At 37.3% G+C, this 12,834-nt stretch carries 10 protein-coding genes; 1 reads left to right on the forward strand and 9 read right to left on the reverse strand.

Annotation, left to right across the window (positions count from 1 at the left end):
- Positions 1-314: 314 nt before the first annotated feature.
- From TY16_RS06985 to sdaAB, 3 genes are all read right to left on the reverse strand, one after another.
- Positions 315-1,631 carry an aromatic amino acid transport family protein gene (locus TY16_RS06985; protein ID WP_043931107.1) on the reverse strand — a complete coding sequence of 439 codons (1,317 nt, stop codon included), beginning with the start codon at positions 1,629-1,631 and terminating at the stop codon, positions 315-317.
- Positions 1,632-1,813: 182 nt separating this feature from the next.
- Positions 1,814-2,710, reverse strand: coding sequence for an L-serine ammonia-lyase, iron-sulfur-dependent, subunit alpha (gene sdaAA, locus TY16_RS06990; protein WP_043931108.1), 897 nt, complete (start codon positions 2,708-2,710; stop codon positions 1,814-1,816).
- 21 nt (positions 2,711-2,731) lie between these two features.
- On the reverse strand, positions 2,732-3,430 hold the full coding sequence (gene sdaAB / locus TY16_RS06995) for an L-serine ammonia-lyase, iron-sulfur-dependent subunit beta (RefSeq protein ID WP_043931110.1): 699 nt from the start codon (positions 3,428-3,430) through the stop codon (positions 2,732-2,734).
- A gap of 597 nt (positions 3,431-4,027) precedes the next feature.
- Between sdaAB and TY16_RS07000 the strand changes: the two genes are divergently transcribed.
- Positions 4,028-4,723: a helix-turn-helix transcriptional regulator gene (locus TY16_RS07000; protein ID WP_043931112.1), complete on the forward strand. Its 696-nt coding sequence runs from the start codon at positions 4,028-4,030 to the stop codon at positions 4,721-4,723.
- Positions 4,724-4,909: 186 nt separating this feature from the next.
- Here the strand turns inward: TY16_RS07000 and TY16_RS07005 are convergent, their stop codons facing one another.
- The 6 genes from TY16_RS07005 to TY16_RS07030 form a co-directional block, all read right to left on the reverse strand.
- The gene (locus TY16_RS07005) at positions 4,910-5,941 is read right to left on the reverse strand and encodes a ketopantoate reductase family protein (RefSeq protein WP_043931113.1); all 1,032 of its coding nucleotides are present in this window, start codon (positions 5,939-5,941) and stop codon (positions 4,910-4,912) included.
- Positions 5,942-6,020: 79 nt separating this feature from the next.
- Positions 6,021-7,292: a hydroxymethylglutaryl-CoA reductase, degradative gene (locus TY16_RS07010; protein ID WP_043931115.1), complete on the reverse strand. Its 1,272-nt coding sequence runs from the start codon at positions 7,290-7,292 to the stop codon at positions 6,021-6,023.
- Between the two features lie 33 nt (positions 7,293-7,325).
- Positions 7,326-8,648 carry a gluconate:H+ symporter gene (locus TY16_RS07015; RefSeq protein ID WP_043931116.1) on the reverse strand — a complete coding sequence of 441 codons (1,323 nt, stop codon included), beginning with the start codon at positions 8,646-8,648 and terminating at the stop codon, positions 7,326-7,328.
- Positions 8,649-8,930: 282 nt separating this feature from the next.
- Complete coding sequence (locus TY16_RS07020) at positions 8,931-9,911, reverse strand: 3-hydroxyacyl-CoA dehydrogenase family protein (RefSeq protein ID WP_043931117.1); 981 nt, start codon at positions 9,909-9,911, stop codon at positions 8,931-8,933.
- Between the two features lie 12 nt (positions 9,912-9,923).
- Positions 9,924-10,760 carry a 3-keto-5-aminohexanoate cleavage protein gene (locus TY16_RS07025; RefSeq protein ID WP_043931118.1) on the reverse strand — a complete coding sequence of 279 codons (837 nt, stop codon included), beginning with the start codon at positions 10,758-10,760 and terminating at the stop codon, positions 9,924-9,926.
- Positions 10,761-10,970: 210 nt separating this feature from the next.
- Entirely contained in the window at positions 10,971-12,380 is a 1,410-nt protein-coding gene (locus TY16_RS07030) for a sigma-54 interaction domain-containing protein (RefSeq protein ID WP_052342630.1), read from the reverse strand.
- Between the last annotated feature and the right edge of the window lie 454 nt (positions 12,381-12,834).

Below are 12,834 nucleotides of genomic sequence, written 5' to 3' on the forward strand. Positions count from 1 at the left end.
ATTTTTTGATTTATATAGCTATCTAATTGTTCTTTTAATAGAACATTTTTCTTGTTAATCGGTCTAATAAAAAATTTATCGGTCCATGAAAAAATTTATCGGTCAAACCACAGCCTCTGCCGCCACAATACAATTAAAAAGCATCGCCCAGACTGAACCCATCAAATGAATGACAGCTAAACTAAACACTCCAGCTTTCCTGTGAAACACCCCACCCGTGAAACAAGAAAAACCGGGAAGTGACAGGCACCTCTCCACCACACCAAAAAAAAGAGGCCACCCCACCGGATGGCCTCGCATACTACGATTTTAATTTAGAAGAACGACTTAATACTTGCCAGAATCGTAAGCACACCGACAATGATAACAAACACGTTGCTCATTTTTCCTTTGTATTTAGCTAGTACTGGTACTTTAGAAATCGCATACATTGGCAGGACACATAGGATAGCTGCAACCAATGGTCCGCTGAGGCTGTCGATTAGTCCCAGGATGCTTGGGTTTTTATAAGCGGCAAACCAGCAGGTTAATACGACGAAAACAAGGATTCCTGTCTTGATTGTTTTTTCTTTTATGGTTACACCGCGGCTTTTGCCGGATGCGATGACCATATCACGCATTACCTCGAACGCGCCCACATAGTGGCCAAGGAATGACTTGGTGATGGCCACGAAAGCGATGATTGGAGCTGCGATCGTGATCAGAGGCGAACCTAGTTCATTTGCAAGATAAGACAGGATGGAAAGGTTTTGTTCTTTTGCCATAACCAGATCATTTGGAGTCAAGCTCAAAACGCTGCTCCAGACGAAGAACATTACGACACCGAATGTCATGATATAACAAACTTTTTGTATTTGATTACTTTTGGCATCAACAGCTTCAATTCCATACGTTTGTCTCTGTTTAACAACAAAGGAAGAAATGATAGGCGAATGGTTGAATGAGAATACGATAATTGGCAATACCATTAAAATTGTTGTAAATATTCCTGTTCCAGTTGAAGCAGCTGACAGGCTTGAAAAGCTAAGCATTGATGTATTCCACTGTGGAATCAGCATGAATGCGATGAAAAGCAGAGAAGCAATGAAAGGATATACAAGATAACTCATTACTTTTACTGTGATATCTTGTCCAAAATTTAAGATTGCGATAAGACCGAGTACTAATGCAAGTGACAGAATAGCCCTAGGAGGCTCAGCCATCCCCAACTGATTCACGATAAAGCTGCTTGCTGTGTTTGTAAGTGCGACTGAATACATCAGCACAATCGTGTAAATCGAGACAAAATAAACGATGTTGAAAACGATACTTGCCTTATTACCGAAATATTCCCGAATTGTACCTGTGATTCCTTCATCAGCAGAATCAGAAGCGTAAATCATTTTAGCTAGCGCCCTGTGTGAAAAGTACATGACCGGAAATGCAAGAATAGTAATTAATAGTAATGATAGCAAACCACCGGAACCTGCATTAATAGGCAGGAAGAGTACTCCGGCTCCAATCGCTGTTCCAAAAAGGCTCAGTGCCCAAGTTGTATCTTGTTTGTGCCACTTCTTAGGATCTGGATATTGTTTTTCTACTTCAGTGCTTTCTGGCTGGTAGTCCAATTTTCTAGCAGTATTCCCGTACATAGTATTTCCTCCTAATAATGAATTGGTTTGTGTTAATGCTTAGGAATATAGACCATTTTTTGAAAAATAAATTCTTTCCTTTACCTAAGTGGGCCACACATAGATACCTGCCTGCCACCACCCTTAATGGAATATGTGATTTTTATTATTAAAGTTTGTTATCTATTTCACAAATTTACCAATTACTGTTGCTTCGGTATGTGTTTTTCTCCAAATATCCTAGTTTTAATAGCAATTCCTGTTGGTGTAGCTGCAACTCCGCCCAAGCCTGTCTCTCTTAATTCCCTCGGCATCTGTCGGCCTACTTTATACATTGCTTCAACTACTTCATCCGCATTGATAACGTTGGTTACGCCGGCCAATGCGATGTCCGCTGCTATTAAAGCATTCCCTGTTCCGATAGCGTTTCTCTTTACACAAGGAATTTCCACCAAGCCAGCTACTGGGTCACAAACAAGACCAAGCAGATTTTGCAATGCTGTTGAGAATGCTTCAGAAGACTGCTGTGGAGTTCCTCCACCGGCTTCTACCGCTGCTGCAGCTGCCATTGCTGAGGCACTGCCTACTTCGGCTTGACATCCGCCGAACGCTCCGGCAATACAAGCATTATTGGCGACGACCATTCCCAATAAAGCTGTAGTGAATAGAAAATGGACCATATCGTCGTGAGTTAACTCCAGTGTGTCTTTAATAGCAAATAGTACCCCTGGGATCGTCCCGCTTGCGCCTGCAGTTGGAGTTGCACAAATAACCCCCAACGATGCATTTACTTCATTCACTCCCATAGCACTTTGGACGCCGAGCACCATCAAATCTCCAGAAAGCGTCTTCTTGGCTTCCCGGTATTTCTTGATTTTAACGGCATCACCGCCGGTTAATCCGGTTGGAGAAAATACTCCGTCACCTTCCAGGCTTTTTTTAACGGAGTTTTCCATTACCTCCAGGTTTCGTTCCATCTTGCTCCAAACTTCTTCATAAGAAAGTTTGGTTTGCTCCATTTCATGTTCAATTGCTAATGCATAAATAGGCATGTTCCTTTTATTCGCTGCATCTATAATTTCTTTTATGCTCATATACATATTTTTTTCCTCCTCAACTAGCTAAAGAATAATGATTTTAGCTATGCTGCTTAAACTTTCTAGTTCATTCCGAACATCACCAGGCAAGAACGAATCCAGTGAGAAAGCATACAAATGTTTGCCGTTTTCTACTAAAGTAGTAAAATTGTCTATTTCCACGTTATTTTTTTGAAAAATTCTCCGTAAAACAAATCCAAGGTCCGTTTCTTCGGAAATCGCAAGAATGAGCGGCAATTGCCCCTGCAAACCCAGACTGAACCCGTCAATTTCAATATGTTTAACTTCGATCAATCCGCCGCCTACCGAAATACCCAACGTGCGAATACTGTGATGTTCATCTTCCATATAAACATCTGCGGTATTTGGGTGATCTGCTGGACTGTCACCCTCTATTTCTAAAAACGTAATATCGATACCTTTAGATTCTGCTATTTTAATAGCAATCGGCACTCTGCTGTCATCAGCAGCAAACCCTAAAATCCCGGCAATAATTGCAAAATCAGTTCCGTGTCCTTTATGCGTTTCAGCAAATGATTCATAATACTTCACCACGACTTTTTTGGGGAGACCTTGAAATAATTTATTGGCTACTGCGCCAATAGCTAGAGCACCTGCAGTATGAGAACTTGATGGACCGATCATGACCGGCCCAATCACATCAAAACAACTTTTGTATTTAATAACCTTTTTCTCTTTGATAGGCACTACTTTCGTGTTCATGCAAACACCTCCAAAATTATAGTTTTATTGCGGCTGTATCTACTTCACTAGCGTAACCTGGTGTCCTTTCTATCAAAGGCAGAGAAAACGTTTCCAATCCCGGTAAAAAAAATAGTAGATTCATTAAATTTTCTAATAATTTATTACAACGGTTATATTTTTTTATTACAAGGAAAATATATCACGCTGATTCTTCCGCTGTCAATCGATAATAATAAACTATTTTTATAAAAAAAAATTATTATTTTAACTCTTGGTATTTTCTAAATTCTTTTGCTATAATGTGACTATCAATGGAATTTAATTCAACTAGATTCATAAATATATCTCTATTATTGGAGTGGTCACACACCCTAAAAGAGCAGCAATGCTGGCATTTCCCTGTGACAAGACGGAACGAGGCGTCGGTACACAGTCTCCCAGAGTCATACCAGGAACCTTGGAAATCGCATATATCCTTATTCCACTATCAGGCAAGTACCACGAAATAAACTATTAACTAAAATAGTCACAGAAATTTAATAGGTTTCAGGTATCCCGCCAGCGGTTCAAGCCGAACCGTTGATAAACGACCATTCTTAAAAGGAGGAATATTCATTGGATAGCGAGTTATTTCGACATTATACAAATATCATGAATTACTTCGGGGAAATTTTAGGATCAGATTATGAACTTGTATTGCATATTTTAAATCCTAATGGAGGTTCTCATATTGGTCACATAGTCAATGGGGAACTAAGCGGAAGGTCATTAGACGCTCCATTAACCAACTATGCAAGAAAGCTAATCGAGGAAAAAGTATATTTAAAACAGGATAGTGTTGTAGGATATGTCGGGGAAGGACCGCGGGGTAAGAAATTCCGTTCATCCACTATGTTTATAAAAGATGCTGAAGGAAACCTACAAGGTCTTTTATGTATAAATTTTGATGCAGACGTCTATCGGAAAGTCGCAAAAGACATATTAAAGCTAGCCAATCTAAGCATGGATATAGAACATATCAATATCAAAACCGAACAAGAACAACCGATAGAAAAACTGTCAGACAATGTACGTACGATCATTCACACAGTAATAGATAGAGACATACTGGCATCCGGCGCCCAGTTATCGCCCGATCAAAAGAAACTCGTCATCTCCACATTAAAAGACCACGGGGTATTCGAAATTAAAGGTACAATAAACGAAGTGGCTGAAATCATGGGAATGTCCGAATCAAGTGTGTATCGTTACCTGCAAATGGTATCACGAGATCATACGAGAAAAGATAACCATAGTTTAGTAATTAGCTGATGAGTGAATTAGCGAAAATTGAAAATGATTCCTTGCCTATCCCAACATGAGATGCACAAGGAATCATTTTTTTATTTCTTCTGAATTCTATTTGGCCCACACATACGATAGAGTATTCATAGAGTAATATTACAAGCCCGGCTGCATTGCAAGCCAGGCTATTTTTTTGGTCTCACTATACTAAAATTAAATGTCAGCCTTAATTGTATCAAAGCACTCTATATTGACAGAGAACTTCGGAACATAATGCTGTTCTTCGGCTTTATTTACTAGCTTAACGACTAAATCATTATATGGAGTTTTGACTCCTACAATTCTACCTTTTTGAGATACATAGCCGTTAATATAATCAATCTCAGTTTTCTTATTTTTTTCCAAGTCTTGAAGCATACTAGCTTTGAGTTTCTCATGAGGCTTCCAGACTTCATTATAAAAACCCATTTTATTTGGTATATCCGCTTCATCTTCAAGTTCTAAAAATTCAAAATTTTCCCCTTGCATAGGTACCATATTTATTCCTAAAGCATGTGCTACCTTTATTGTTTCATCTGCAATATGGGCTAAGCTATACATTGCTTTTTCATTATATAAAACATCTCCAAATGTACATCCTAGAGCAGCAGACATACCACTAAACGTTGAGTTCATTAATAATTTTGACCATTTCATTCCTAGTATATTATCAGAGACTTCACAGTGGCCAATTAATCCTAGAATTTCACTGATTTCTTCTATTCTAGGGGTAATTCTTCCATCGAGTTCACCAATATCAAATGCATATTTTTGAACTACATCCCAAGCTGTAGTTAACTCAGAAATACCTGGTTCTTTCCAAGTAGCACCAAATCCTACTACACCACCTACAGTCCTTTCTTTCCCTATCATTTCAGAAACATAGTCTTCAGGTACACCATTTTGTAATGTGCAAACTACACTCTCCGAATGTAAGTGTGGAAGTAATTGATTTAATGCTTCAGAATTATAAACCTGCTTAGTCAATAGGAAAACAAGGTCATATTCTCCGGACATTTGATCAGGTGTAATCGCATTTACACTAACAGTTTTATTAATTAAGCCCGTAATTCTAGCTCCATTATTATTGAGTGCTTTTACATTTTCTTCGTAGGCATCAATTAAATCTACAGCTTGGCCTCCATCGGTAATTAAGGCCCCAATAATTGTTCCAAGTGAGCCTGCTCCCATTATTCCTACTTTCATTTATAAAGCCTCCTTACTTCCCTTGCCAAAAGGACTACCATGCTTAGAAGTTATAAACTTATATCGTTATACTTTAGTTTTACGCATTTATTTTATTTGTTAATTCACTATATAGCTGTTTAGCGTACTCTAACTGAAAGTTGTTGTTTTCTACCATCAAGTTAACAATATGGTTTAAATCTTCATCAGTTGCACCTGTTTGAACGGCAATACTTCTTGCATGTAATGGGGCAAAATCAGCTTGAAGGCCGCCAGTTACGATTGATTTTACAGTTGTCAAATTTTGAGCGAGTCCTACTGATGCAATGACTTGTCCTAATTCTGCAGCTGTTTCTACACCTAGAATTTTAAGTGAAACCTGAGCCATAGGGTGAATGCTAATATTGCCGCCAACTGTACCAACTGCCATCGGTGTTTCAATTAACCCTAATAAATCACCATTTTTATCTTTTTTGTATTTCGTTAATGGACGGTATTGACCTGAACGGGCAGTATAGGAGTGGCATCCTGCTTCAATTGCTCTCGTATCATTACATGTGGCTAATACAACAGGAACTATTCCATTTAATATTCCTTTATTATGTGTTGCTGCACGGTATGGATCAGCTTCAGCAATCTCATATGCAGCCACAATTCCATCAACTACTTCTTCCCCGCTTAAAAGTTCCTTTTTAACTTTTACTGTGGAATAAGCGACCCTTCGATCTGCAAGGTTGGATAATATTTTTAACTTTGCCTTACCCTCAGTTAGTTCTTCAATGAATGGTGCCACAGCTTCTGCCATTGTATTAACAGCATTTGCTCCCATTGCATCAACAGTATTAACCAATAGATGAACAGTAACTAAAGGACCAATTTTTGAATCTAAACTTCTAACTTCAACATCCTTTACTCCACCTCCGACGGAAACGAGTTTAGGATCTTTTTTGTTTGCAATTTCTATGATTTTATCTTTATTTTCGAGAATTTTATATTTTGCCAATCTCGGATTTTCTATGTCTACCAACTGAATTTGACCAATCATTAAACTTTCGGTATATCCTGCAGTAAATCCCCCACATTCCTTAATGATTTTAGCCATTTTCGTTACCGAATTAACTAAATATGCCTCTTCAGTAACCATTGGAACCACATACTCTTTCCCGTTAATTAGAAAATTGAATGCAACTGCATATGGTAATTCAAATGTACCAATAACATTTTCAATCATGTTATTAGCAACATCTATTTTCAGGGCATCTGGTTTGTTAATGACCTTCACTTCATCGTCCGTTAGATTCGCAATTTCTTTTACCCACTCTATACGTTTGGAAATTTCTAAGTCCATAAACTTCTCTGAATCAATATTCATATGAAATTCCTCCTTAAAAGATCTAATTCATAGTTACCCAATGAACATGTTCAATGCTAAAACTCCAAGAATTCCATAAATCGCAACTAGGGTATACATGAAACAAACAGATTTAATCGTTTGTCCAATAGTCAAGTTGAAATATTCTTTTGTCATCCAGAAGGATACGTCACTTGGTGGAGCCCAAGCAATTGACGCAGATGCGATGGCAATAACCATTAATTCTATGTTAACACCTGTTGCCTGAACAATTGGGACCATAATTCCGGCAGTTGTTAAAATGGTGACGGTCGCAGATCCTACTGCCAATCTGATAATAAGGGCAATAATCCATGCTAATATAAATGGTGAAATATCCCATGTACTTGTAAGTTCAGCTATGTAATCGGCCATTCCACTATCCAATATGACTTGTTTAAAGGCACCACCCCCACCTAGTATAAAGATGATTCCACCTATAGAGATTAACGAAGCCTCGACTGACTTCATTAATTGAGACATGGTTTTTCTCTTTCTATGCAGACCAAATACATATAAAGCAAGTAAAAGGCCAATTAACAATGCGATATCGGCATTACCAATGAATGTTAATACTTTATACATAGTTGATGTTTCAGGCAGTGTAAATTGAGCAATTACGCCAATCAAAATAAGAAAAACCGGGGATAAAGCTGTTAAAACCGAAGTTGTAAATGATGGAACTTCATCCATATTAAAGTCTTGATTTGATACTAAACCTTCCGGAATTTTGATATCCCAATTTTTATATAGCCTTCCTAATAATGGACCAAAAAGGAACGCTGCTGGAATCGCTAAAATAAGACCGTATCCTAAAACAACTCCTAAATTTGCATTTAAAACGGTAGCTGCTGCAGTTACTCCTGGATGTGGAGGTAAAAAGACGTGTGTTAGGGAAATACCTGCCAAGAACGACATACCGACCTGCATTAATGGAGTCCTCGATGCAATTACAACTGTGTATACAATTGGAATAAGTAAAATATAGGTAACTTCATAGAATAAGATAATCCCTAAAATAAATGATGCAGCCAGAATTGCCCAATCCACTCGTTTTTTACCGAATTTATCTAAAAGAGTATTAGCTATTCTATCGGCCCCACCGCCATCAGCAATAATTTTACCTAATATAGCACCAAGACCAATAATAACTGCCATATGCCCAAGTGTTCCACCAAGACCAGATTCAATGGATTTTACAATTGCTAATGGTTCCATCCCTTGCAAAAATCCGACGAATATTGCTGATATAAGCAATGATAGAAAAGCGTTTAATTTAAAAGCAATAATTAAAATAAATAGTAATAGTATCCCCAAACCCAAAGCTATAAGTGGCATATAAGCACACTCCCCCGCATTTTTTTGTTTTTGTTTCATCCAATCAAGGGTTGTCCCGAAGGAATTTTATAAATGAGACAACCCTATATAAGTGGAACTTAATTTTTTCTGTAGATTTTCGCTGCAGGCACTTCGCTTTCCGCGGGCGTCCTGGGAGCCTCCTCGTCGCTAAAGCTCCTGCGGGGTCTCCCACTGGCCTTTTCTCCCGCAGGAGTCTTCGTGCCTTCCGCTTCAATCTTATTAGGTGATTCTTTAATTCCACTTATATATTTAGAAAAGCATTTAATCTAGTACATTTTTTTGAGGAACGGATGTTTCTTTCATGTAGTATTGAGACGCTTTTAATTGATGAATTAGACGCTTGTTAAAGTCGTTTCTCTTTTGGGTAAGCGCTTCCGATTCATATTTAAAAAAACCTTCTCCTGTTTTAGCTCCTAACCTGCCTTCGTTTACTTTTTCTCGCAGCAGCGGGTTCGCCTCTTTACGATTATCCATCACTGCTAAAAGGTTATCACCCACAGTGCACCAAATGTCTAATCCACCCATATCAGCAACCTCTAGTTGACCTGTAGTAGCATAACGGAATGCTGGTCCGTACATTAAAGCCTTATCAACATCTTCAGGGTCAGCAATACCTTGTTCAATGATTGAAAATACTTCACGTGCAACACCTTGCTGAATCCGATTTGCTACAAGCCCAGGAGCATCCTTGTTGACTTTTACTGATTGTTTATTGATAGATTTAAATAAATCTTCAACTTCCTGAAAAATTTCTTCTGGCATATTACCAAAATGAGAGAGTTCAACAAGTGGCATTATATGGGCTGGATTATAGTAGTGGGTAATCATCATCCGTTGTCTTCGCTTTTCAGAAACTAACTCCCACATACCACCTAATGGCAAACTTGAAGTATTGCTCGTAAATATTGTGTGCTCAGGACAAAAATCATCAAGTTGTTTAAAAATTTGTTGTTTTAGTTCCATGTTCTCAGGGATTGACTCTGTAATAAAATCCCGGTCGTATACAGCTTCTTTTAAATCTGAAAAATAATGAATATTAGATAATGCTTTTTCAATGGATTCAACATCAATAAATCCCTCTTCAGCTAGTAAAGAAATATCGGCTCGAATATCTTTACCAACTGAAGTTATTCTATTTTCATCTGGATCATAAAGATTCACATCAAATCCATAAAGCGCAAAGTTTTCTGCAATGCTATGTCCCATTGTTCCGGCGCCAAGTATAGCAATCTTTTTAATCATCGATATTACCCCTTAAGCGGTAACTACCCTTTTCAAACCTAATATTTCTCTTGCTTCATTAGGTGTCGCGGGTTCTTTACCAAATTCTTTAACAACTCTTACAGCTCTTTCAACAAATTCCGCATTCGATTTAGCTAATCTTCCTTTTGAATAATAGATATTATCTTCCAAACCTACACGGATATGACCTCCTAATGCCAATGTTGCATATAAAACTGGCATATGGCCTTTTCCAATTCCGAATGCTGACCAGGTACAATTTTCAGGAAGCAAGCCTTTTAAATATACTAAATTTTCAACTGTAGCTGCTGTCCCCCCAGCTGCACCAAGTACTAATTGATAATGAGTAGGTTCTGCAACTACTCCTTTTTTCACATAATATAAGGTGTTATAGAGCATTCCTGCATCAAATATTTCAATTTCAGGTTTTACTCCATTCTCTAACATGGTCTTACCTAATTTTTCAAGAAATGGCGGTGTATTAAAGAATACTGTTTTATTCATCCAGTTCATGGTCCCTGCATCGAATGTAGCAATTTCAGGTTTAATCTCAATGACATGTGCCATTCTAGTTTCATCGGTTGCGTTTAAGTCACCTGATGTTGTCAAATTTAGAATAATATCAATATTTTTCTCTTTAATTAATTTTAACGTTTCCTTATATCTGTCAATGTCCATCGTTCCATTACCGTTATCATCCACCATATGTAAGTGGGCAATTGCAGCACCGGCCTTCCAAACTTCATACACATCATCCGCAATTTCTTGTGGTGTCAAAGGAATATTTGGGTTTTTATCCTTTGCCGGAAATGCACCCGTAAGAGCTGCTGTAATAATTACTTTTTCCATTAAGGTCACTCCTTCATATTTATTACTTTTATATTATGCAAGGAGCGTGCCAAGTTTGTAAGCGCTTATATTTACTGTATTTTCAGTTTTTATCAAACAAAAAAGTGATGATATTTGTCATCACTTTTTATAGCCTTTAACACTTTTCACTATTGTCTCCTACTTAATTGAAGTGATGATGAACATCATCTATCTTGATGATGTTTGTCATCACTTTTCGATCTTAATGCCATGTTTTTTTATTTTCTTAACTACGGTGGATTGATCAATCTTTAATCTTTGAGCCACTTTTCTAGTACTGCCTACTTCTTTGATTGCATCCGTAATAAGCTGCTTCTCAACTGACTCCAATATATCCCACAAACTCTTTTCCTTAGAAAATGAAAAATCTTTCTTAAAATCCGGGTATATCATTCTACTAATCTGTTGTTGATCTGCTACAGATCCGTTCTCACTAATAATAACGAGTCTTTCAATAATATTTTGTAGTTCACGTACATTTCCAGGCCAAGAATAGTCTTCCAATAATTCGAAACCACCTTGGCTAATAAACACATTCTTCCCATATTTTTTACTATATGTATTAAGGAAGTATTGTCCCAATAGGATTATATCTTGTTTTCGTTCACGCAATGGAGGGACTTCAATTGGGAGTACATTTAAACGATAATAAAGATCTTCTCTAAATTTCCCCTGTTTAACTTGTTTGAATAAATCTTGATTTGTTGCAGCGATAATGCGAACATCCAGTTTTTGCACCTTACTGCCTCCAACCGGAATTACTTCTTTTTGCTGAATAGCCCTAAGTAATTTTGATTGCAATTCAACTGGCATTTCTCCAATTTCATCAAGAAACAAAGTACCTTCATTTGCCAGCTGGAATAAGCCTAATTTATCCTTTATAGCCCCAGTAAAGGCTCCTTTTACATGACCAAAAAGCTCAGCTTCTAAAAGATTAGCCGGAATTGCAGCACAATTCACTTTGATAAAGTGCTTATTTTTTGTCTTGCTTTTTTGGTAAATCTCATTTGCAATTACTTCTTTTCCAACACCGCTTTCTCCTGTTATTAATAATGTAACATCAAGGGATGAGACTTTATCAATCAAACTAATGACATTTAAAATACCTTGACTTTCGCCAATAATACCAGTCTTTTTCAAAAGCCGCTTTTTTAAATATTGGATTTCCTCTTCCTTCTTTTCTCTATCTATTTCTGCTGTTAACATTTTCTCTTCTGTTACTTCCAGTTTTTGTTTTAGCATTTGAAAGTCCGTAATATCCCTCTGACTTACTACGACATAAACTAACTCATTTTTTTCATTATATATCGGGTTCCCTGATATCAGCATGTCCACTCCACCCTTTGCCTTGCCAATGGAATTTACCTGCCTTCCTTGTCTGATTACTTCAGGAGTTACTGGATTTTTATAGATACCCTTTGCTTCCATATCTGTTACATACTTTCCAACTACTTCTTCATATTTCAGACCAGACATAATTTGGTATGCATCATTTACATATATAGTTTTGCCATTTTGATCAGAAATGAACACTCCGTCATAGAGCTTATCTAACGCCATTTTGAAGGGGCACGTGTGCTGTTCTATATTCTGAAGCACTTTTCAACAACTCCTTGAAAGTGATTATTATTCTAATTATTCTTAAATTTTATCAATATATTATAGCATAGAGAGAGGTTTGTACTTCTTGGAAATTGCAAGTGTTTGAAACAATGCAATGTTTAATTGGAAAACTGACTCTCTTTTCATCCTGTTCGAACGTATTCCATTTAGCTTGGGTTAGTCACCTAGACCTTATCAATGTTTGTTTTATATCACTACTACCTAAGTCATTAATGAAGGTGTCTAGAAAATAGCCCTATACATAAAGAGAGAGCAAAATTTCTACTCATACAGATATGTAAGGATTTGAAGAATTCTGCTGCTCTTTTTTATTAAGGGAACTAATAAGGGATGGACAAGTCGAGAATTAACAGCAACAGTAAAAATGGAGTGCAGCCTTAAAGGCAAGCACTCCATTTTATATTTTTGGATTAAATAACATAAGGGTTAT

Origin of the sequence: Bacillus sp. EB01 (assembly GCF_000613125.1) — a bacterium.
In the GTDB taxonomy this organism is placed as follows: domain Bacteria; phylum Bacillota; class Bacilli; order Bacillales; family Cytobacillaceae; genus Bacillus_D.

Excerpts from the sequence above, each read along its gene's own strand:
- TY16_RS06985 (WP_043931107.1), bottom strand. The coding sequence starts at position 1,631 with ATGTACGGGAATACTGCTAGAAAATTGGACTACCAGCCAGAAAGCACT.
- TY16_RS07010 (WP_043931115.1), bottom strand. The coding sequence starts at position 7,292 with ATGAATATTGATTCAGAGAAGTTTATGGACTTAGAAATTTCCAAACGT.
- TY16_RS07015 (WP_043931116.1), bottom strand. The coding sequence starts at position 8,648 with ATGCCACTTATAGCTTTGGGTTTGGGGATACTATTACTATTTATTTTA.
- TY16_RS07020 (WP_043931117.1), bottom strand. The coding sequence starts at position 9,911 with ATGATTAAAAAGATTGCTATACTTGGCGCCGGAACAATGGGACATAGC.
- sdaAB (WP_043931110.1), bottom strand. The coding sequence starts at position 3,430 with ATGAACACGAAAGTAGTGCCTATCAAAGAGAAAAAGGTTATTAAATAC.
- TY16_RS07005 (WP_043931113.1), bottom strand. The coding sequence starts at position 5,941 with ATGAAAGTAGGAATAATGGGAGCAGGCTCACTTGGAACAATTATTGGG.
- sdaAA (WP_043931108.1), bottom strand. The coding sequence starts at position 2,710 with ATGTATATGAGCATAAAAGAAATTATAGATGCAGCGAATAAAAGGAAC.
- TY16_RS07025 (WP_043931118.1), bottom strand. The coding sequence starts at position 10,760 with ATGGAAAAAGTAATTATTACAGCAGCTCTTACGGGTGCATTTCCGGCA.